Below are 22,152 nucleotides of genomic sequence, written 5' to 3'. Positions count from 1 at the left end.
GTCAGAGGTCGGAAAAACGGATTGACATGCCCACAGGGGATCGTCCCCGCAGCGGGCCGACCTGCCAAGGGAACCTGCCACGGGGATCATCCCCGCGGCGGGCAGGGAACAGTTATTATGACCTTTTTTCCAACGACCAACGACCAATGACTAACCATCAATAGCATCTAGGTATTTAGTACCAAGATAATTTCAGATAATTCTGTTCAGGGTGACTGTCACCACTAAACTACGTGCAGAATAAAGCAATAAAGCAAGCCTGGCCCCGTTTTTATGTTTTTAGGCGATCTTGTTGTTTTCGTCTACAAATACCACCTGGGGTTTGTGTTGTCGTGCTTCCTGGTCATCCAGCTGTATATAGGAGAGGATGATCAGGATATCCCCGGGCTGACCCAGGCGAGCGGCTGCACCGTTTAGGCAGACACAGCCGGAACCCGCTTCTCCTTCAATGGCATAGGTTTCGAACCGTTGGCCATTATTGTTGTTGACCACCTGTACCTTTTCAAAGGGGAGAATATCTGCGGCCTCTAAAAGGTCCCGGTCAATTGTAATGCTCCCCATGTAATTCAAATCAGCATCGGTCAAGACTGCGCGGTGTATCTTCGATTTCAACATACAGCGGTACATGGCACCACCTCCAGGTCGATGTTGTCTATCAGCCTGGTTTTTCCCACAAAAACCGCGGCTGCTAACAGCACAGGACCCTGCAGCACAGGCTGCTCCTCCAGGGTTCTGCCATCCACTACCTCTACATAGTCGACACGGATCCCAGGGGACGACTCCAGAACCCGCAGGATCTCCTCCCGCACTCTGACCGGATTCCGCTCACCCTGCTGGATCAGCTGCCGCCCTGCAGCAAGAGCATGCGGCAAGGCTAAGGCATTCCTTCTTTCCTCCGGGGAAAGATAGGTGTTGCGGGAGCTCAAAGCCAGGCCATCCCTCTCCCGAACAATCGGGCAGGTAACGATCTCCAAAGGAAGATTGAGGTCTGTGACCATCTTCCTGATTACTATTGCCTGCTGGGCATCCTTCTGACCGAAGTAAACCCTGCTCGGCTGTGTGATCAGAAATAACTTGAGGACCACAGTGGTCACACCCAGGAAGTGGCCGGGCCGCGACCTGCCGCACATCTTCTCTGTGGCACCACCCTTTACCTCCACATAGGTGCTGTAGCCTTCAGGGTACATCTCTTCTCCTGATGGAGCAAAAACATAGTCTACACCTGCACCCTCAGCCAGTTTGTTGTCGCGGTCCAGGTCTCGGGGATAGGTAGCAAAATCTTCTTGAGGCCCAAACTGCAGGGGGTTGACAAAGTTGCTCATCACCACAATGCCATTCTCCTGCCGCGCCCTCACAGCAAGGCTCAGGTGTCCCTCATGAAGATAGCCCATTGTAGGCACCAGACCGATAGTTTTCCCCTCACCTTTCAGTTTCATGGCAAGATCCTGCATCTGTTTAATATTTGTGATTAGATCCATCAGTTCCAACCCCTCAGCAATTCATCTTTATTATTAATTTGATACTTATGATTACATAACCATGCCCTCTAGATGATAGTTCCAACGTCATCCAATGTTATGGCTAATCAAAAGTCGGATTTGGAATTTGGGAATACTTCAAAACTGACGCTAGTTGTTCCCGTAAAATCCCGATATCCGGCTTCCGGCCTCAGAGATCTCTTTTCAAGATAAACCCTGCTATCACGGCAACCACCATCAAATATGTAAATAAAGGCGGAACCAGATAAAGGGATTGCCGTGAAAGCAGCTATAAACCGTTCCAGTATGTCTGCTAGCCTTGATACGCATCGCAGGTCAGCCAAGGTTCTACGGCCACACAATTCTTCCAGGCCTCCAACACAATAGGTCACGGGAACCAATTTGTGAACTTTAATAGCCTGACATCTTCCTAATAAGTAAATTACTCAAGCCTGACCCCGTTATTTATAACAGTGTTCTGGTCCGGGGAAGACCCCTTCCTGCACCTCTTTTTTAAAGGTGGTAAGAGCTTCAATGATCACATCGTGCAGGTTGGCATACTGTTTCACAAACTTGGGCACTTTCCCACCTGAGAAACCAAGCATATCGTGGAGAACCATGACTTGGCCGCTGCAGTGGGGCCCCGCACCACAGGACAGAGTCGGTATGCAGAGATCGGTAGTAACCTCCTCTGCCAGCTCAGCGGGAACACATTCCAGAAGCAAAGAAAAGATTCCTGCCTCCTCGAGAATCACAGCATCCTCAATCAAGCGCCGCGCCGCATCCTCGCTTTTCCCCTGAACACGGAAGCCGCCGAATTGGTGCACGGATTGAGGGGTAAGTCCCAGGTGCCCCATTACTGGAATCCCTGTTTCCACCATCGCCCGAACAGCATCTGCTCGCTCACGGCCGCCTTCCAGTTTTACAGCATGAGCCCCGGCCTCTTTGAGGTAGCGTCCGGCATTCCAGACGGCATCAGCAACTGTCGTCTGATAGGATAGAAAAGGCATATCCCCCACTACCATCGCCCTCTCAGCTCCCCTGGCCACTGCCGAGGTATGGTGGAGGCTCTCTTCCATGGTTACCGGGAGGGTATTCTCATAGCCGAGCACCACATTCCCCAGGGAATCCCCCACCAGCAGGATATCGATACCTGCTTCATCCAAAAGGCGGGCTGTCGGATAGTCATAGGCTGTGAGCAGGGTGCTTTTGACACCCTTGGCCTTCATCTCCTGCAGTGTTGCTGTTGTTACCCGAGACATATTAAAACCCCCTTATTTCTTTGTGTTTTGTTTGAAAGTTACGGCATCGCCGGCTTTGTTAGCTATACGAAAGCACGGGAAATCCTATTCGTATCTTTTTTTTCGGAATAAAAGTTGCACCGGACACATGAACCAGACACTAGTGCATGCCATGCCAGTGATCTGCCAGTAAAGAGCGCAGAGCCTTGGCCTGTTCTTCATTTATTGTTCCCTTATTTAAGGCAACATCCACGGTCACCAGCCCCAGGGTTTGATAGACATCCAGGGCTGGGCCACTCATAGCATTCAGGTGTTTCTCCACTGTGCCGCGATCCCCCCGGGAGATGGGGCCAGTCAGTGCTTTGGGTATCCCGAGGTTTTTGATGTTCTCAACCGTTCCTGTAACCAATGGCAGAAAAGCCGGGAGTCTAAGCCCCTCCGGTACACCCGCTTGAGCGAGAAGATCCAGGGCTGTGTCCAGCAGTCCTACCATATAGTTGCAGGCCACACAGGCTGCTGCATGGTAAAGAACCTTAGCCTCTGATTCAAGCAGGAAGTGTTTTCCCCCCAACTTGTCTACCATTTTTATGGCAACATCATACCCCTGTGCATCCCCCTCAATGCTGAAGTAGGTGCCGGGGATAAGAGCGAGGGCTTTATCGACACTGGCAAAGGACTGGATGGGGTGCACTGACAGGGTGATCGCCCCTCCCTGTGCAGCCGGTTTCAGCACCTGTGAGGTATGGGCTCCGCTCATGTGTAGCACCACCTGTCCCGGATGAAAAAGGCCTTCCCCGGCAAGCTCTGCAGCCACAGAAGCAATAGCATCATCTGGGGTGGTGAGAAAAAGCACCTCGGATCTTTTGGCAACATCCCCTTTGGATAGAACGGCGCAGTTCAGCCGCTTTGCCAGCTCTTGAGCTGAATCACTTGTCCTGCTGGCCACCCCGGCAATATGATAACCCGCTTTTTGGAGTAATATAGCAATGGCCGAACCAACCTTACCGGCACCGATAAAACCAATCTTCAAAGTCTTCGCCTCCAATTTTCAGAGTTTACAAGGAGATAATGAAAATAGAGGTTGAAGTCGGTAATGTCTCCGGTAAATCTGACCTCCGACATCTGGCTTCCAACCTCTATTTTCAGGTGTCTACCCGAAAATAAGAAACCTCCTGAACAGAAGTCCAGAAGGCAGTATAATCATCATCAAAACTCACCTTCCGTCTCAGTCCTTGACAGGTACAAGCGGTTGGTTATAAAAAAGCATCTTGTTATTGCTTGTTACTGCAATATTTCCGGTATGGTACAAGTCCCATCCGGTCCCATTGCTTATGTATTATATCATGGGTTATCTCCTCGAAACAACCTGATTTTTTCCGAATTACCTCTTTGAAGCGCATCCAGGTGCTCGCGGGTTGCGCTCCCGTCCGGGTGGATAATGTCCGGGGCAATTTCCGCCAGGGGCACCAAAACAAATTGGCGCTCATACATCCTGGGGTGGGGGATGATGAGAGCAGTAGTATTGATGACACTGTTCCCATAGAGCAGAATATCCAGGTCGATCACCCGGGGACCCCACCGGATCAAGCGTTTTCTCCCCAGTTTATTTTCCATCCCCTGTGTAAAAGAAAGCAGTTCCTTCGGCTCAAGTGTTGTTTCGATCTCCACCACCTGGTTGAGGAACCACCCCTGTTCCTGGTAGCCCACAGGCTCAGTTTCGTAGAGAGAAGAAGTTTGAATGATCCGGATCAAGGGATGAGCGGCTAACTCACGGCAGGCCGCATCCAGATAAGACTGCCTGTCCCCAAGGTTAGAACCCAGCCCTCAAAAAAAACTTTTTACCCTACTTCCCCTCCACCCGGCATTTCCAGGCCTCCTTATCTCCACAGTAACATCAGAAAAGATCCCTTTCAGGGGAGCATGCGGCTTTTTCACCCGCACCAACACTTCCGGAACGGGAAACTCCGCAAGAACTGACCCTGCAATACGCTCCGCAAGCGCCTCGATCAGCAGGTAAGGCTCTCCTGTAGTAACAATCCCCTTAACGAGTTCAAAGACCTGGCTGTAATCCACCGTTTTAGTGAGGTCATCTGTTTCCCCCGCTTCCCGCAGATCACAGCACATCTCCACATCCACAATAAAGAGCTGCCCCAACTCCCGCTCCTCAGGCATAACCCCATGATACCCGTGAAACTGCATCCCCTTTAATACAATGCGGTCACTCATTTCACCCACAACACATCATCCCTTCGGAAAAGCGGAAGTTGGAAGTCTGAAGTATCCATGTATGTGCACAACACATCATCCCTTCTCGACCAATACGGTGACAGTCACCTGGCTTTCCGAATAATTCCCACCTCCAACCTCCCACTTCCCACATCTCATAGTTACAAACTACAAACAATGGCATCGGTCATGCGAACTGCCCGCACCGTTTCTTTGACATCATGGACACGAACGATATCTGCGGCGCCTTGAGCGATCCCCCAGACCACTGTTGCCAATGACCCCTCCAGGCGCTGGTCCGCCGGGAGATCCAGGGTCTTTCCGATCATCGATTTGCGGGAAGTGCCCAGCAGTATAGGTTTGCCTAAAGAGCGCAGCTCCCGCAGGCAGCGCATAACGATCCGGTTCTGGTTTACATCTTTACCGAAACCAATACCCGGGTCGAGGATCACCTGGTCGGGCTTCACACCCGCTTCCAGGGCAATCTCAACACTTCTACGGAGAAAAGCCAGAAGTTCCCCCATCAGGTCCTGGTATTCTGTGCCATCCTTGTTATGCATGAGGATGACAGGCACATCGTACTCTGCCGCCACAGAGGCGATCTTGGGATCACGCTGGAATCCCCAGATGTCGTTGATGATGTGTGCCCCGGCCTCCAGAGCGGCGCGAGCTGTCTCCGCTTTGTAGGTGTCTATGGAAATAGGGACTTTGATCTCCCGCACCAGCCGCTCCAACACCGGTATGATGCGCTGGATCTCCTCTGCAGCTGATAGCGGTTCCTCGTTCCATGTAACAGGCCGCGTTGACTCCCCGCCAAGATCGATGATATCAGCTCCCTCATCCACCATCTCATGGGCATGTTCTATCGCAATCTCCGGATCATAGAATTTTCCCCCATCGGAAAAGGAGTCGGGTGTCACATTGAGTATACCCATCACTAAAGTACGCTCTCCCAGTGTAAGGGAGAGATTGCGGCATCTAAGTGTTCTTATTTCCTTTTTATCGTAATTATCAAGCACCTCTTTAATTTCATCAGCCAGGCGGCGCAGGCCAAAGGGCTGCATCTTCAGTTTCTTGCGGAGCTCATCATACTGGCGCAGAGTCCCCATCAGCAGACAGTCGGTCTCTTCTACAGAAAAGTTCCCCACCCCTCTGCTGAGAGCTGCCTCACCACCCCGGGAAAGCATCTCCTGCTTGAGAATGACAGCCGCTTTGCTGTTCAAATTCTTTATCCTGATTACACGATGCACTGCTTTAGGAGCCATCCACCTGCTCCCTGGCTGGTCGGTCCCCACCTCAACCAGGGCTTTTTTCGCATCCTTCTGGTCTTTGATAAGTACAACCCGTAAATTATACCCGTCCTGCTTTTCCACTCCAACCATCCTTTTTTCAATATTTACTGAAAACTGCTTAATAGATCAGTACCAGGTTGCCTGTTTCCATGGTCGAGAACTTGTAGCATTTGTTCTTGGCACTGCATTCATGGCAGGCCCTGGAGAGGTTATCCGCGCGATAAAGAAGCTCCCCGAGGTGGACATCCCTTCCCGTTGAGATCTATGCTCGCGAATAGCACGGGTGATCACACGGATTTCCTGCGGGGTAAAATTAGTGCGCTCCAATATCTCAGCAGCCAATTCTGCCCCTATTACAGAGTGGTCCTCCCCGGTTTCATACTGGCGCCATCTTCCGATATCATGTAAAATCCCAGCGGCGTATACCACCTCTTTTGCCGCCTGTGCGCCGCTCAAGTTGTTATCCTCGATCAAATTGAAGAATCTGCCGGACTCCAGGGCCAAGATGTAGGTAATCCTGGACACATCAACAAAGTGCTGCAGGTTATGCTTGCAGAATTCCCTACCTCTTTCCGCCTGTTTGTTCTTATTAAGACACTCCTGAAATAAGGATCCCTTACAATGGCATCAATGCGTTCCATACTTCTCTCCTTTGCCATGTTATTTTAGTATTCTAATCCTGGGTCTAGTTTATCAAAAACAAAGGAAAAAAGACAGAAAAAAGCCCCGATCTCTCGAGGCTTTTTCTTATATATATCCCGCAACAAAACTCTCTTAGAAGAGTCCTGTTACCTGGCCAGTCTGGGTATCCACATCGATCCGTCTGTAAGCCGGGTTGGAGCCGGTGCCAGGCATCAAGCTGATCGCGCCGGCCATCGGGCAGAGGAACTTCGCTCCGCCGTATACCAGGACGTCACGGATCGGGAGTCTCCAGCCCTTAGGTACACCCTTGATCGTGGGATCATGGGTTAAGCTCAGGTGTGTCTTAACCATCATTGTTGAGAAGTCGGCATAGAAGGGATCGGCCTCGAACTTCTTGGCCTTCTCTTCAGCCACCGGAGCCCAGTCAACACCATCTGCTCCGTAAACCTCTCTGGCGATCATGTCTACACGCTGCCGCAGCGGCATTTCAAGCGGATAGAGGTGCTTGAAGTCCACTTCCTCTTTGCAGGCATCCATAACAGCATCTGCCAGTTCCAGTGCACCTTCGCCACCGCTCCCCCAGTGATCGGAGACAGCTGCGCGGGCACCTGCCTGCTCGGCAACCTTCTTGACAAGAGCCAATTCGGCTTCGGTATCAGTGAAGAACCTGTTGATGCAGACAACCGGCATAATACCAGACTTCTTCACAACATTGATCAAGTGCACCAGGTTCTCGCAGCCCTTCTCCACCAGGCCAAGGTTTTCTTTGACATACTCTTCCGGAATCGGGCGGCCAGGTACTACAGTCGGCCCGCCACCGTGCATCTTCAGGGCACGGACGGTTGCCACCAGAACAGAAACGTTCGGCTTCAGGCCACTCAAGCGGCACTTCACGTTCCAGAACTTTTCAAACCCGATATCAGCAGCAAATCCACTCTCTGTGACATGGTAATCAAAGAGTTTGAGACCTAAGCGGTCAGCAATAATTGAGGACTGCCCGATAGCAATGTTGGCAAAGGGCCCAGCATGGACAAAGCAGGGCTGGTGCTCAACAGTGCAGCAGAGTGTCGGGTTGATCGTGTTACGCATCCAGGCACACATTGCACCGTCCACTTCCAGGTCAGCTGTTGTAACCGGCTCACCCTTCTTGTTGTAGGCAACAACGATCTTGCTCAAGCGATCTCTCAGGTCCGGCAGGTCTTTTGCCACAGCCAAAATGGCCATCAATTCGGAGCTTACGGCAATACCTGTCTTGGACTGCATCAAGAAACCGTCTTTCGAGCCGCCGAGTCCGATAATCATGTTGCGCAGACCCTGGGCGGCAAAGTCCATAATCCAGCCCATTTCAACATTTTTGGAGTCGATGTCTAATCTCTTGAGACCCCTCTCAGCAAGAGTAGCGTCATCATAGTTGTACTCATGCTGCATCCTGGCGTTCAGGGCAACCATAGCCAGGTTGTGTGCGTTCATGATGTCATTGATGTCCCCGGTAAGACCCAGTGAGAACTCGGTCATGGGGATTAAAAGGGCGTTCCCGCCGCCAGCGGCAGACCCTTTAATGTTCATAGTCGGGCCACCGGAGGGCTGGCGGATGCAGCCACCAACATTCTGCCCACGCTTGCCGAGGCCTTCCATAAGCCCCATGGTAGCAGTTGTTTTCCCTTCACCCAGCGGTGTCGGGGTGATGGCGGTAACTTCAATGTATTTGCCGTCTTCTTTATCTTTGGCCCGCTCCATCACTTTGAGGAAATCTACCCTCGGGGTTCTGCCGAAAGGTATCAGTTCATTTTTCTCAAGCCCCAGTAAATCTATATATTCTTCTGGGGTTGGCATATTCTTCTCTGCTTCTGCAGCAATCTGCCAGTCTTTCATCTGAGTAGCATCAAAAGGCATACACTCGCATCTCCCTTCAATTTATCTTTCGCTTTGCAACACCTGACCGCTTCTACCTGTACATGGCCATCAAATAATATTGGCCCCCCTTGTTCTGCGTGCAACACCTCCTTTGAATGTCTTTCCTAATGAGCTTTATTTTTATCTGCCTGTCCGCATTCTGGTTTGGCACCTAAAATACGGATCATTAACCATGCGGTAGGTATGCTCAATTTATATATTCGCCATCAATTCCATTTTTCCTACTTATAGAATGATTTATTTTTTATAACACCAGAGGAAGGCAAGACCTATAAAGCCATCTCTCAGCCGGAATACTATTCGTAGACCCAGGAGGCCAGGCTGAGTTCATAACACATAAGTTCCTGATCGTCAAAAAGAAGGGAGGATCTCCCTGGCAGCACTTGCCGCGGAATCAGAGCCGTGGATCACATTTCTTCCGATATCGATCCCAAAGGTCTCCCTGATGGTTCCAGGGGCGGCCTTTTTGGGGTCAGTCGCTCCCATCATCCCTCGCGCCAAACTGATGCAGTCCTTTCCCTCCAGCACCATGGCTACCACAGGTGAAGATGTAATGTACTTAATAAGGCCTTCAAAAAAGGGTTTGCCCTGGTGTTCACCATAGTGTTTGGACGCCAGCTCCTGTGAAATTTGGAGCATCTTCAGTCCCACTATCTTCAGGCCTTTTTGCTCAAATCTTTTGATAATATCTCCGACAAACCCCCGCTGAACACCGTCAGGCTTGACCATAACAAAGGTACGCTCCACTGTTTTTTCTCCTTTCATATGTAGTATGCCTCCGATAATAGTTGTTAGTCGTTAGTCGTTAGTCGTTAGTTGTTAGTCGTTAGTCGTTAGTTGTTAGTTGTTAGTCGTTAGTCGTTGGTTGTTGGTTGTTGGTTGTTGGTTGTTGGTTGTTGGTTGTTAGTTGTTAGTTGTTAGGAAAAGAAATCGTCATGTTACTTGAAAATTGATTTAAAACCCGCCTCTGCCCCTTCCAATCTTCCGAATAAAGCAATTAAGCAAGCCTGGCTGATGAGATGTGGGAAGTGGGATGTTGGAAGTGGGAATAGAAGCCGGGGGTCAGAAGCCAGAAAAAAGATAGCTTTTTTACAGGTACAGGTGCCTTTTGCCTTGCACCTAACAGTAACAAAGGAATAACGGCAAACCACTCTGTATGGCACTTTGCTAAAAACAATTAAGCAAGCATGGCCCCGGGAATGCCCTGGAATTGCCCAGAAAAAAACAGGGAGCATTATGCTCCCTGCATGAGTGCTTCAAATTCGTCGGCCTCGATGGTTTCTTGTTCCATCAAGGTTGTAGCAACAAGGTGTAACTTGTGAATGTTATCCTCCAGTATCTGCTTTGCCTTCTGGTAGCATTGCTCAACGATCCGCCGCGCCTCTTTATCGATGGAAAAGGCGACCTCTTCACTGTAGTTCCGGTCCCGGGAGATATCCCGACCCAAAAAGATCTGCTCCTGCGGCCTTCCAAAGGTTAGGGGCCCCAGTTCTTCGGACATCCCGTACTCTGTGATCATTTTGCGTACCAATGTTGTTGCCCGCTCTAAGTCATTTTGGGCACCGGTGCTGATATCCTTGAGAACTATATCCTCAGAGACACGCCCTCCCAGGAGTGTTGTGATCTCGTCCAGGAGGTGAGATCTCGTCAGGTAGTGACGGTCCTCAGTGGGCAGCATCAGGGTATACCCCCCTGCCCGTCCTCTGGGGATAATAGAGATCTTATGCACGGGGTCTGTATTGGGAAGCAGGCTTCCTACAACAGCATGCCCTGCCTCATGGTAGGCCACCAGTCTCTTTTCTTTATCGCTCATCACCCGAGATTTTTTCTCCGGACCTGCTATCACCCGCTCTATCGCGTCCTCCAGTTCCTTCATTCCGATCTTCTTCTTTCCCCGCCGGGCAGCAAGAAGTGCACCCTCATTGACCATATTGGCCAGGTCCGCACCGGTAAAGCCCGGCGTACGGCGAGCCAGCACATCAAGGTCAATATCATCCTCCAGCTTCTTCCCTCTGGCATGCACCTTGATAATCTCTTTGCGCCCATCCAGATCCGGGCTGTCCACTACCACCTGGCGGTCGAAACGCCCAGGCCGCAAAAGTGCAGGATCCAGGATATCCGGGCGGTTGGTGGCAGCCAGGATGATGATCCCCTCATTGGCATCAAAGCCATCCATCTCCACCAGCAGCTGGTTCAGTGTCTGCTCCCGCTCATCATGGCCGCCGCCGAGTCCGGCACCGCGGTGCCTTCCTACGGCATCGATCTCATCCACAAAAACGATACAGGGGGAGTTCTTTTTGGCCTGTTCAAAGAGATCCCGTACCCGGGAAGCGCCTACTCCCACAAACATCTCCACAAAATCTGAGCCGCTGATGCTGAAGAAAGGCACTCCTGCCTCTCCTGCAACAGCTTTTGCCAGCAAGGTTTTCCCTGTGCCAGGCGGCCCATAAAGGAGTACCCCCTTGGGGATCTTGGCGCCGATATCAATATAGCATTTGGGCTCCTTGAGGAATTCCACAACCTCACCCAATTCCTCCTTGGCCTCATCCACCCCTGCTACATCTTTGAAAGTAACCTTCTGCTTCTCCGGGTCCAGCATTTTTGCCCTGTTTTTGCCGAACTGCATGACACGGTTGCCGCTTCCCTGGGTTTGCTGAAGCATAAAAAAAAAGGAAGCCTGCAATCAACAGTACCGGCAGGAGGGTGGAAAGCAGACCCGCCCACCAGGGTGGTCCCTCACTTGGTTTGTAATCCACGGTCACATTCTTTTCCTTTAATATGTTATGGAGACCCTGATCTGAAGCCGGAGCAAACAGGGTAAACTTTTCTCCCTTTTTTGTCTCGCCTTCAATTTGATAATTTTCATCATTTACCGACTGCAAGGTTACTTTATCAATCTTTCCATCAGCCACATATTCCATAAAATTAGAATAAGTCCATTCTGCGGGTTTGGTCTCTTGGGGCATAGTCATTTTCAATCCCATGGCAATGACGACCAGCAGGATAAGATAGATCGAAATATTCTTTAACAGCTGATTATCCTTCACTCTTATCCTCCTTTCTAAGTTTCCGTATCTATTGATCGTTTTCTGTTTTGCTTTTTACAGTGTGCCTGCAATAAGAGAACCTGTTTTGTCTTTGCTGTCACCGGTGCCGCTGCCCCCCTTCTATACCCCACTACCCAGTGGATCTCATCATCAGAAACCACCAGGGGAACACAGTCCCGTTGATGGGAGGAAATCTTTAGATCATTAAATAGTTTTTTGAGCTTTTTCGTCCCTTCCAGGCCAAAGGGTCGTATTCTGTCACCATCGCGGCGCGTCCTTACAAACAACGGCAAGTTTATTTTATCATAATCAAAGCATACCTGGTAGTTTTCCGGTAAAAAATAAAAAGATTGGTCAGGAAAATCCCTGTATGGCCTGATTTTCGCACTGATAGAAACACCCAGCTCAGGGATCATTGTTTCTCCCGGCACTTCCAGTATGCGGTAAACCTCTTTCCAGGTACTGCGTTTAGGGCTGGTTTTCAGTACAGTAAAATACCTGCTGCCCTTGACTAATCTCAAACCATGGGGCAGGTGTAGCTCACCCCCGGGCCGCGACTCTTCCAGAAAAGACAGGCAGTCATTATAGTTCTGGTAGCCAATGTCCTTGAGCCCTTCCCCCTTTCTCCTGATCACCTTGCGCAGCAAGCGGCGCTGAAGCGCAAGGGGAAAAGATAAGAATTTGCCGAGTGATACATTAAATTGTCCGTGCATTCCTTCCTCTGCTAATTCATCTAATAGAACAGCTGCCAGGACATCAAAGAATGCATTTTCTTGTGAAATAATGTCAGCCAGCTGTGTTATAGCACGGTCGACCTGAGGATTGAAGTACTGCCGCAAATAGGGCAGCAGTTCCACCCGAATGCGGTTGCGCCGGTAATCTGTTGCCAGGTTGGTAACATCTGTACACCAGGTCAAACCGCGAAAACGGCAGTAATCCTCGATCTCTTCCCTGGTAACACCGAGCAGCGGGCGGACAACCCCGCGATTTTGTACCGGGATCCCCGCTATTCCCGCAGGCCCTGCACCACGCAGGAAATTAAAAATAACTGTTTCCACCTGATCTCCTAAATGGTGTCCCACTGCAATCCGCTGGGCACCGAATCTGCGGGCGGCATATCTTAAAAACCGGTATCTTGCCCACCTCCCCGCCTCCTCGATGCTCATCTGATGCTCACACGCCAGGTAGGCTACCCGTGCATAGCCTACAGCAACCGGTATGTGCAAAGAGCGGGCAAACTCCTGCACAAATGCGGCATCTTCCACTGCCTCCTCCCGTAGAAGGTGGTTGAGGTGTGCCGCATAGATATCCAGGGAAAAGGATGGAGCGAGCTCCTTTAAAACAGATAAAAGGGCAACCGAATCCGCTCCTCCGGATACCCCGACAACAACCCGCATCCCGGGACGGATCAGCTTCTCTTTTCTGATCAGGTCTTCCACCTTTTCTCTGAAAGCAGGCATTAACCTTCACTCCAGTTCCTCTTCGCGGCCGAAAAGCACAACCATGACTGTCATATCATCTCTGTTCTCGAAACCCGCTGTCTTCAAGGCATGCTTTAAAATCAAATCAGCAATAACCTGGGCATCATCCACAGGTAGATCCCGCAGGTAGTTATACAACCAGTCATCAAGGACATCACTGATCTGGTTTGCCTCAGTAATTCCGTCTGATGCCATAACCAGAATATCGCCAGGCACGATCTCCCTTGCCAGAACCATTGGATCCACCTCATCCAGGATACCCGCCGGCCAGCAGACCGACCTGATCAACTCGACAACCTCCCCCCTTTTGAGAAAGCTGGGAGGTGCCCCTACCTTTAAAAATTCCAGGGAACCCATGTCAAGATCAGCCACCGCGGTATCAATGGTAGCGGCACTCTCTTCACCACCCCGCAGGTAAAGGGCGGTATTTACAATTCCAGCGGCAGCCTCCGGCTGAACACCGCTTCCCAATAACTGTTCGATTAATTTAACTACAATCCTGCTTTCCCGCGCAGCATTGATCCCGGATCCCATGCCATCACTCACAGTCAACAACAGACGGCGCGGTTCCAGGTGAGAGATGCCGAAGCTGTCCCCGCACAAAGTTTCGAGGGGCTTAGCTCTCTGGGCAATCCCCACCTCCGCTTTGAGCAGCATTCTATAGGAAACTTTTTTCTCTCGGCTGGGCAAAAACGGGAGAAACCGCCGGGATACCAGATAGACACCTATTGCTATCAGGCTTGCCCAGAGGTGTCCCATGAGGTCACCTGGCTGTCCGTAACTGGCGGAAAAGAGCAGGCTCGATAAGAAAAAGCCCAGAATTACCCCGGGTGGGCCGCAGCCTTTCAGGATTCCCGAACAAAAACCTGTTGCTGCGAAAAAGCCTGTCCTCGATAAAGCCGTCACAATACTTCCGGAAAAGATCCCCAGGATAACACCCGCTGCCGCACCCCAGCCTGCTCCCCAACTCCCGGCTACAACCAGAAGAACACTTCTTCCCAATACTTCCCGAACATTTGTGGGGCCGAGCCTGAAATCCCCCAACCCGTAGTAGACCAATACAAGCACCAGGGCAGAAAAGAGCCCCTTCTGTCTCTTATAGTCACTAAATATATAATGAAAAGGGATGGTAAACACCGCGACCAGTGCTGATTCACTGAACAGCCCGGGCAAAAACCCCGCATGTGCCCCGGCAGCCACCAGACAGATGTATTTGGCAATAAAGTTAACCCCTCCGGCCAGAAGAGCGGCCAGGAACCAGGAATCCACTAAATATTTTTTATAGTGTCTTGCAATTATAAAAATAGCTGCTACCAATAAATAATCCCCATAGGGTTTTAATCCTGCATACATAGAAGGCCTGGTAGCAAGGCCGATGATCATCCCGGCCATGATCGGCAGGGATGCCCTCCCCTGGAAAAAAACAGCACCCATGGCAGCTGTGGGAGCGGCAAAGGGAGCGAGCCCTCCCAGCATCCCCCGGCCGGCAGCCAGTCCCAGCACAAATGAGCTGATATACCACCCCGGATTAATTTGCTGTGCCCGTACATCTGCGGCGTACTGCCGCAGTTTGTTTAAAACCACAGCCATTGTCGACACCCCCTGAAAATAGAGGTCTGATGCCAGAGGCGGCCTCATGTCGCAGCGCTATTATCGGTGCGCCTGGGCGGCATGGGTACACCGGTTCCTGTTGTGTCCAGGAACCGCCTTCCACAACATCCCTGACTTCCGCCTCTGCTTTTACCTGAACACCATTTTACCCCATGTTTAATTCCATTATAAACCACTAATGGTGAAAAATATGGTGTTTTCAAGCAGGGGGTCGATCGACAAATAAAAAGCAAATACCCCACCATATGACTGGTGGGGAATTCTTCTGGTGACCCGTAGGGGATTCGAACCCCTGTTACCGGCGTGAAAGGCCGGTGTCTTAAACCACTTGACTAACGGGCCACATGGTAGCGGCGGCTGGATTCGAACCAGCGACTCTGCGGGTATGAACCGCATGCTCTGACCAACTGAGCTACACCGCCCTGAAATTTTGGTAGCGGGGGCTGGATTCGAACCAGCGACCTTCGGGTTATGAGCCCGACGAGCCAACCACTGCTCCACCCCGCATCGCCAGATACCATTATGCATGATCATGCTTCTTCTGTCAAGAGGTGAGTTTTGTTAGTGAGTTTTGTTAGAAGATCATGGTTTTTAGATAGAATATATTTGGTGTCTCTTTAAATCAATAAAGCAAGTCTGCTGTATTAGAGGTCGGAAAAATAAATTGTCCTGTTGCGTTGCGTGGGCATAAGACACATGAATTCCTGACACTTACTGGCCTGAATAAAACAATAAAGCAAACCTTGTCCCTATAGGAACCCTATTTTTTTAAGTTAACCTGTTTCTCCAACCAGTCGATCCAGGGCTCAAATCCCTGGTCAAGCCGTACTGATACCCGGAAAAGCTCCAGTTCGGGGTTGATCTTCTTCAAATCGCCTTCTAAAAGGTCGATATCACAGTCGGTATAGGGTAGAAGGTCGATCTTGTTGATCAGCACCACCTCAGATTCCCGAAAAACCAAAGGGTACTTCACAGGCTTGTCATTGCCCTCAGTAATGCTCAACACTGCCGCTCGGGCATCCTCTCCCAGGTCAAATTCAGCGGGACAGACCAAATTCCCCACATTCTCCACGATTAAAATGTCCAATGCATCCAGATCGAAGTCTTCCAGGGCTGGGCCAACCATCCTCGCATCCAGGTGACAGGAGCCGGCAGTATTGATCTGAACAACCGGTATCCCAAACTTTTCAATGCGCTCCGCATCTCTGGTGGTGTAGATATCCCCCTCAATGACACCCAGCTTCAGCCGCCCGGCAAGCCTTTCAATGGTTCGCTCCAGGATGCTTGTCTTCCCTGAACCAGGAGAGCTCATTAAATTGAGCACAAACAACCCTTTATCACGGAAAATCCCCCTGTTTTCTTTGGCGACTTCATCATTTTGCTGCAGCACGGGTGCTGCCATCCGCACCTTAACCATTTTTTTCAATCTCCTTCATAATAATCGATATACAGCTGTCTCCCTGAGGCCACTCGCACATGAGGACTGTTACAGGATGGGCAGAGAAAAACGAAATCCTTAATATCAAAGTTGTGGTGACAGTCCTTGCACTCCCCACGCACAGGCTCCTTCTTGATCTCCAAAACCGCATCGCGAAATAGCTCCTCATCTTGAAAAGACTCAAAAGCAAACTGCAGGGCATCAGGAACCGCCATCGTCATATCACCTACAACGAGCATCACTTTGGTGATCTTGTTGATATTATGCTCAGCTGCGCTTTTTCGCAGCTGATCCACTACTCCTATCATCAGCGACAATTCATGCATAAGCCCCCACCATTTTCTAATTTGAAGATCAGTGAATATCAACGCCCAATGCCTTCATTTTAAGCCAATTCCCCCATTTTGGCAACCAGGATATCAGGGGGACGGCGCCAGCCACGGGGACGGTCACTTTGGCTGGTCTGTTTTTCACCCTCTGTGACCCACCGGGGACGGTTCTTTTGGCTGGGACTGGTGGCTGGTCTGCCAGAGGGACCATCCCCCACCAGGACCTGCCAGGGGGACGGTCACTTTGGCTGTTAAGCCTGACCCCGCATTGACCGAGGTGACGCGACCCCCGTCCCCCTGTCACCCTGTCACCTCCTGTCACCCTCTCATTTTTGCTGCTTCTTCCAAGACGCGTTCACAGGCGGGTTCTACAGCTGCGGCTACTCGCTCGGAGAGGCCCTCGTAGTAGGCCTCTTCTGTGAGTATCTCGATGCCTAATATCCGCAGTCTAGCAGGAAGCCTATCCATTTTTCTGGCCAGTTCAATGGCATCAATCACATTAAAGCCGTGCAGGCACAGGGGAAGAAAACCCCGGGGCGGCAGGGATGCCCCATCGAAAAGATGGATGATTCCCGGGTCTGATCCGCTGATCACCGCATCAACAATGATCACCTGCTGAACTCCCTCCCAGAGATCAAGCAAATTGAGGCCGGGTGTCCCGGCCTCAATCAGTTGAACCCCTTCGGGGAGCTTCATCTCTTTTAATTTCCATGCCACATGCAGCCCTACCGCATCATCAGATGAGTAGCGATTGCCGCAGCAGATAATCAGAAGCTCAGGTTCCATTTAACCCTCCCGGCGCAGATTGACCTTGATGGAGTGCGTGGCACAGGACTGACACGGGTCGTAGTTCCGGATCATCATCTCGCACTTCAAAGTCAGTTCTTCATCAGATAGATTGAGCAGCTTTGGTACAAAGTATTCGAAGTCCTTCTCTAAATTGTAGACGTTTCTTGATGTCGGTGCTACAATATCCCAGGCCTGGCAGACACCGTCCTTGTCGATCTTGCCGCCATGGCAGCAGATGCCGCGAGCGGCCTCAGTGATGGCATAGCCTTCGCCTGCTTTGATCTCGTATTTGGGCTTCTCATACTTGGGCTCGCCAAGCTCATCGATCAAGGCAATCGATGTGTCGATGGCATTGACGATCTCCAGAGTCCTGGCAATAATGCTATGGAACGGATTGAAGCTTGGGGCACTAAATCCAACTTCTCTGGCTATTTCTTGGGCATCTTTCGAAAGGCGTTCAAAGTTGTTGTTGACCCGGGCAAGTGGCCCTACAAAGAATGAATCCCGCCCTTTGACTACTGCATGCAGACAGTTACAGCCCGGCACATGCTTCTCCAGCAGCCATTCAGGATACTCCCAATCAGGCACATCCAGGCCCTCTGTGGAAACAAGCCGTCCCTCGTTGATGGCATATTTGCCTTCATCGCGGAGAGCCACATACTCACACTTCCGAACGAGCTCAGGATACGGATCCTGGGCGGCAACCTTGGCAGCCAGCCGTACTGAAGCCAGCGCAAAATCCTTTGCTTTCTTCAGCCGCTCCTGCAGTTTCTTGAGATCCACAGCTGAGGGGACAGAGGTAAAGCCGCCCACAACAGATGTTCTGTTCTGGATCTCATTGCCCTGAATCACTACACTCATATCATTTGCCAGACGCTTCAAAGCGAGGGCCTGCTTAACAACCGGAAGCAGTTCCTCACTCCCTGCCATAGCCAGAACGCTCTCATAGCCAAGGTAATCCGGAACTGCCAGGCAGTAAACATGCAGGGTATGACTCTGCATCCAATCTCCATAGTGCAGCAGTTCCCTAAGCATTTTCGTCTGCAAACTAACCTTGACACCCATAGCCGCTTCAACAGCTCTTACAGCTGCCAGATGGTGAGCATGAGGGCAGATGCCGCAGATCCGCTGAACGATCTCAGGAATCTCATCATATTTGCGGCCGATCATGAAGGACTCAAAGAACCTTGGGGGTTCCCATACTTCCCAGCGGGCCTTTTTGATCTCACCGTTGGGGCCAATGATGATGTCAATGGCACCATCGCCCTCAGTCCGGGCTATATAGTCAACAAATACTCTTCTATCACTCATAATGCCTCAGCTCCTTTGCTAAACTCGGGTGTGTTCCCCGCGTATTTGCGGAACTTCCGCACCACATCGTCCTTGGAAAGACCCATATCAGCAAAGGTCCTGGCCAGAGAGGCGGCATTGCAGTCGCTGGCAGGCCCACGGCAACCCTCACAGCCTCGTCCAAGGCTGGGACACTCTGCCCCACAGCCGGCAGCTGTAACAGGTCCCATACAGGGAATACCCTGTAATAGCAAGCAGTTGTTCTCTTTCAGCTTGCATTCATTGCAAATACTGTGATACCGGAACAGCGGGTTAATACCCTTGAGAGCGCTTTTGACCAGGGTAACGAATTCTCCCAGGTTCATAGGGCAGCCGCGCAGGTAAGCATCTACCTTGACATAGTAATCAATGCCCTGTGCAGGGATGGACTTCAGGTCCCACAGCTCGCTGTAGACTTTCTCCTCCATCTCCTTTTGCGTCATGCCGCAATAGTTCTTGATCGAGGGCAGTCCGCCATGACAAGCGCAGGAACCCTGTGCCACCAAAATACTGCACTCTTCACGGATTTTCTTGAGTTCCAAAAGCTCTCGCGGCGAGGTTACAGCACCTTCAACAAACCCTATATCATAAGGCCCCTCAAAGTTTTCCCGCTTGGCCATTACAAAATAACGAATATCTATTGCCCCAACGATGTCCAACAAAACAGGCTCCAGGTTAAGAACACTAAGCTGGCAACCGGCACATGAACTGAACTTGAAAAATGCAACTGTTGGTTTCGTCACCTAGCACACCTCCTTAAAAGACCCCACCGGGAAGGTCCTTGATATCAGCATATCTGAATACAGGACCATCCTGGCAGACAAAGACCGGACCCATCTGGCAGTTACCGCATTTCTTGATCCCGCAGCTCATGCGCCGCTCCAGAGAAACATAAATCTGCTCCGGACTCCAGCCGCGCTTCAAGAGGTCGAGCACCACAAACTTCATCATGATATCTGGGCCACAGGTAACAACGATGGTGTTTTCTTTGTTGACATTAATGTTATTAAATAATGTGGTCACAACACCGATGTTGTGCCCCCATTCAACTCCTGGAGGAACCATATCAACGGTCAGGTAGAGACCGGTATCAGGTATCCTGCGCCATTCATCATACTCATCGGTGAAGAGCATGCCATCCGGTGTTCTGGATCCGTACAGGATCTCGAATTTTCCGTACTGGTCGCGGTGTGCCTGGATATGCTTGATCACCGGGCGCAGTGGGGCAAGTCCGATTCCTCCTGCAACCAGGAGCACATCCTTCCCTTTTGCTTCCTCGACGGGCCAACCAAAACCAAAGGGACCGCGGATACCCACCACATCCCCCTCTTTGAGCTCTGCCAGGGCGTTGGTCACATTGCCCACCGCACGGACAGTGTGCTGAAAGGCACCCTTGAGATCAGCGGAAGAGCTGATAGAAATGGCAGATTCCCCGATCCCAAAAATATTGATCATATTGAAGACACCTGGATCATAGGTATAGGCTTCCTGTACCTCGGGATCAACAAAAGAGAAGGTATAGGTGCGTGTATCAGGTGTCTGCTCTTTGACCGATTTAATTACCGCCTTCTGAGGCTCCCAGGGGTTGACCTCCGGGGTTACCTTCCTTTCCGGCGGTGTATATAGCCTGGTATCTTGTTCGGGGTTGGGATCAGCCTGAATCCTGGCCACGATATCCACTGGGTCGATCTTCTTAACACAGGTACTCACACAGCGGCCGCAGCCAACACAGCCCGGCGCTTCAAACTGCTGCTGGTAATAGGTGAGCTTATGATACATTCTCTGCTTGACTCGCGCCTCTCTGTCCGGCACAAAGACATGGTCCTGGGCCACTCGGGAGAATTCATAGAACATGCAGGAATCCCAGAATCTATGCCGGCCGCCCTTTTCCAGTGTCAGGTCCACATAGTCCTCCACCCCAAAACAGTAACAGGTCGGGCAAACACTGGTGCAGGAACCGCAGGCCAGGCACTCATCCTTGACCTCCTGCCACACCGGGTGATCAAAGTTCTGGTGGAGCAGAACACCCAGGTTATCAGCATCAATGCGCCTGGTAATCTTCTGCTGGGCAGCACGAAGAGCGCGGTTCCTGGCAACGAAGTCCTCATTTGTAGCCGGGGTGAGACCTGACACCAGTTCCTTGCCTTTGTCACTGCCAACCTCCACAACAAATTGATCCCCAATGTCGGTCAGACAGAGGTCAAATCCCATGTCAGCTTCAGGACCTGTATTGAATGAAGCACAAAATCCATTTTTGCATGGTGAAACACAGTTAAGGGCAATAATCAGAGTATTTTCACGGCGAGATTTGTAGTATGGATCCGGATATGTTTCCAGAAAAACCTTATCCAGGCTTAACAACCCGTTCAGGTCACAGGCATGTACGCCAAAGAGGACACGCTGTTCATCCAGGGCTTGATCTTTTCCATGGACAGCACTTTCAAACTCGAAGAGAACTTCCCCCGGCATGTGGATAAACTTTTTCGCCGGTGGGAGAATAGTAGTATCGTAATCAAGACACAATGCACCCACATCGTCAATAGGCGCGAAAACGAACTCGTCAACCTTGGCAACTGGCCCTAAGACTTCTCTGTCTTTTTTTAAGTCGGCCACGAAGTTGCCTAAGTCCACTTTCGGCAGCATAAACGCTTCCACTGGCTTAGTACACCTCCCACAAATATTCCATTTTTCGAGCTTCAAGAAACATGTTTTTTATCTCTCTCTAATAAATAATTCCCCCCTCTTTCAACCCCCTTTGTGTAAGTTATTGATATTAATACAATCCATAGTATCAGTATTACTTCTACATTAATAACAAAAATCCTGCCCTCGAACAAATATATTGTTCTTATTTGGCAGGAAAACCTCTAGCTGAAAAGGTGACAGTGGGTGACAGAGGACGGCTCTCTGTCATCTCTGTCACCTTGCTGAGACAGGGGGACGGTTCTCGCGTCTCACTCGCGTCTCACTCTGCGATGAGACAGGTGGACGGCTCTCTGTCACCTTCCGACAAGATTTTCTCAAAGCTGGCTGAATCTAGTATTCTGCTGAGAAAGATTTCCTCGAGGATTTCGAATGTTTTTACTATGCAACAAACTGGCTGATCACCGGTGTAAGATCTATGGCATTACTGCAAAAGGCATCGACGAGGACTTCTCTTGGGAGGACTACTCTTGGATGGCCACTGTTGTTCTTTGGGAAAGGTTAGCCCTATATGTAATGAACTCAGAGAAGCCGGTAATTGATTGATTTAATTCACAGTTAATTTACAAAATTAAAAAAAAACAAGTTTGTTTAATAATTTAAATAAACGAAACATTAAAATTACAAATTAA

19 protein-coding genes, 3 tRNA genes and 1 pseudogene are annotated in these 22,152 nt (G+C 50.6%); 1 reads left to right on the top strand and 22 read right to left on the bottom strand.

Features of this window, described 5'->3' with window-relative positions; translation table 11 throughout:
• Nucleotides 1-279 precede the first annotated feature (279 nt).
• The 22 genes and pseudogenes from panD to SSCH_RS17580 form a co-directional block, all read right to left on the bottom strand.
• Entirely contained in the window at nucleotides 280-627 is a 348-nt protein-coding gene (gene panD / locus SSCH_RS08845) for an aspartate 1-decarboxylase (RefSeq protein WP_044665146.1), read from the bottom strand.
• A complete protein-coding gene (panC, locus tag SSCH_RS08840) occupies nucleotides 609-1,478 on the bottom strand; it encodes a pantoate--beta-alanine ligase (RefSeq protein ID WP_044665145.1) in 870 nt (289 codons plus the stop codon). Before panC ends, panD begins: the two co-directional genes overlap by 19 nt.
• Before the next feature lie 461 nt (nucleotides 1,479-1,939).
• A complete protein-coding gene (gene panB, locus SSCH_RS08835) occupies nucleotides 1,940-2,740 on the bottom strand; it encodes a 3-methyl-2-oxobutanoate hydroxymethyltransferase (protein WP_044665144.1) in 801 nt (266 codons plus the stop codon).
• A 139-nt stretch (nucleotides 2,741-2,879) separates the two neighbouring features.
• Entirely contained in the window at nucleotides 2,880-3,749 is an 870-nt protein-coding gene (locus SSCH_RS08830; protein WP_044665143.1) for a Rossmann-like and DUF2520 domain-containing protein, read from the bottom strand.
• Between the two features lie 311 nt (nucleotides 3,750-4,060).
• The gene (gene folK / locus SSCH_RS08825) at nucleotides 4,061-4,540 is read right to left on the bottom strand and encodes a 2-amino-4-hydroxy-6-hydroxymethyldihydropteridine diphosphokinase (RefSeq protein WP_044665142.1); all 480 of its coding nucleotides are present in this window, start codon (nucleotides 4,538-4,540) and stop codon (nucleotides 4,061-4,063) included.
• Nucleotides 4,541-4,543: 3 nt separating this feature from the next.
• Nucleotides 4,544-4,945 (bottom strand): dihydroneopterin aldolase, encoded by a 402-nt coding sequence (gene folB / locus SSCH_RS08820; protein WP_044665156.1) that lies wholly within the window; start codon nucleotides 4,943-4,945, stop codon nucleotides 4,544-4,546.
• Nucleotides 4,946-5,106: 161 nt separating this feature from the next.
• A complete protein-coding gene (folP, locus tag SSCH_RS21895) occupies nucleotides 5,107-6,327 on the bottom strand; it encodes a dihydropteroate synthase (RefSeq protein WP_044665141.1) in 1,221 nt (406 codons plus the stop codon).
• A gap of 36 nt (nucleotides 6,328-6,363) precedes the next feature.
• Nucleotides 6,364-6,762 carry an HD domain-containing protein gene (locus SSCH_RS08810; protein ID WP_198142319.1) on the bottom strand — a complete coding sequence of 133 codons (399 nt, stop codon included), beginning with the start codon at nucleotides 6,760-6,762 and terminating at the stop codon, nucleotides 6,364-6,366.
• A gap of 249 nt (nucleotides 6,763-7,011) precedes the next feature.
• Nucleotides 7,012-8,772: a formate--tetrahydrofolate ligase gene (locus SSCH_RS08805; protein ID WP_044665140.1), complete on the bottom strand. Its 1,761-nt coding sequence runs from the start codon at nucleotides 8,770-8,772 to the stop codon at nucleotides 7,012-7,014.
• A gap of 372 nt (nucleotides 8,773-9,144) precedes the next feature.
• Nucleotides 9,145-9,558: a nucleoside-diphosphate kinase gene (gene ndk, locus SSCH_RS08800; protein WP_269746158.1), complete on the bottom strand. Its 414-nt coding sequence runs from the start codon at nucleotides 9,556-9,558 to the stop codon at nucleotides 9,145-9,147.
• Between the two features lie 469 nt (nucleotides 9,559-10,027).
• Nucleotides 10,028-11,777: pseudogene (ftsH, locus tag SSCH_RS08790) on the bottom strand (ATP-dependent zinc metalloprotease FtsH).
• A 77-nt stretch (nucleotides 11,778-11,854) separates the two neighbouring features.
• Nucleotides 11,855-13,300: a tRNA lysidine(34) synthetase TilS gene (tilS, locus tag SSCH_RS08785; RefSeq protein ID WP_044665138.1), complete on the bottom strand. Its 1,446-nt coding sequence runs from the start codon at nucleotides 13,298-13,300 to the stop codon at nucleotides 11,855-11,857.
• A gap of 6 nt (nucleotides 13,301-13,306) precedes the next feature.
• Nucleotides 13,307-14,911 (bottom strand): SpoIIE family protein phosphatase, encoded by a 1,605-nt coding sequence (locus tag SSCH_RS08780; RefSeq protein WP_044665137.1) that lies wholly within the window; start codon nucleotides 14,909-14,911, stop codon nucleotides 13,307-13,309.
• Between the two features lie 287 nt (nucleotides 14,912-15,198).
• Nucleotides 15,199-15,274 (bottom strand) — tRNA-Glu (locus tag SSCH_RS08775).
• A 3-nt stretch (nucleotides 15,275-15,277) separates the two neighbouring features.
• A tRNA-Met gene (locus tag SSCH_RS08770) sits at nucleotides 15,278-15,354 on the bottom strand.
• A gap of 9 nt (nucleotides 15,355-15,363) precedes the next feature.
• A tRNA-Met gene (locus SSCH_RS08765) sits at nucleotides 15,364-15,439 on the bottom strand.
• Nucleotides 15,440-15,692: 253 nt separating this feature from the next.
• A complete protein-coding gene (gene hypB / locus SSCH_RS08760; RefSeq protein WP_044665136.1) occupies nucleotides 15,693-16,349 on the bottom strand; it encodes a hydrogenase nickel incorporation protein HypB in 657 nt (218 codons plus the stop codon).
• Nucleotides 16,350-16,354: 5 nt separating this feature from the next.
• Nucleotides 16,355-16,687 carry a hydrogenase maturation nickel metallochaperone HypA/HybF gene (locus SSCH_RS08755; RefSeq protein WP_198142318.1) on the bottom strand — a complete coding sequence of 111 codons (333 nt, stop codon included), beginning with the start codon at nucleotides 16,685-16,687 and terminating at the stop codon, nucleotides 16,355-16,357.
• Between the two features lie 330 nt (nucleotides 16,688-17,017).
• Nucleotides 17,018-17,485: a hydrogenase maturation protease gene (locus SSCH_RS08750; RefSeq protein ID WP_044665134.1), complete on the bottom strand. Its 468-nt coding sequence runs from the start codon at nucleotides 17,483-17,485 to the stop codon at nucleotides 17,018-17,020.
• Entirely contained in the window at nucleotides 17,486-18,799 is a 1,314-nt protein-coding gene (locus SSCH_RS08745; protein ID WP_044665133.1) for a Ni/Fe hydrogenase subunit alpha, read from the bottom strand. It lies immediately after the preceding gene.
• On the bottom strand, nucleotides 18,796-19,560 hold the full coding sequence (locus tag SSCH_RS08740; protein WP_044665132.1) for an NADH-quinone oxidoreductase subunit B family protein: 765 nt from the start codon (nucleotides 19,558-19,560) through the stop codon (nucleotides 18,796-18,798). The genes SSCH_RS08745 and SSCH_RS08740 overlap by 4 nt, the downstream gene beginning before the upstream one ends.
• A gap of 13 nt (nucleotides 19,561-19,573) precedes the next feature.
• Entirely contained in the window at nucleotides 19,574-21,517 is a 1,944-nt protein-coding gene (locus tag SSCH_RS17580; protein WP_232294315.1) for a 4Fe-4S dicluster domain-containing protein, read from the bottom strand.
• A 375-nt stretch (nucleotides 21,518-21,892) separates the two neighbouring features.
• Here SSCH_RS17580 and SSCH_RS18295 point away from each other — a divergent pair, with 375 nt between their 5' ends.
• Complete coding sequence (locus tag SSCH_RS18295; RefSeq protein WP_156972205.1) at nucleotides 21,893-22,066, top strand: hypothetical protein; 174 nt, start codon at nucleotides 21,893-21,895, stop codon at nucleotides 22,064-22,066.
• Nucleotides 22,067-22,152: the final 86 nt, after the last annotated feature.

Source organism: Syntrophaceticus schinkii, from assembly GCF_000946815.1.
In the GTDB taxonomy this organism is placed as follows: Bacteria; Bacillota; DSM-12270; order Thermacetogeniales; family Thermacetogeniaceae; genus Syntrophaceticus; species Syntrophaceticus schinkii.
This window is presented reverse-complemented; position numbering and strand designations above follow the sequence as displayed.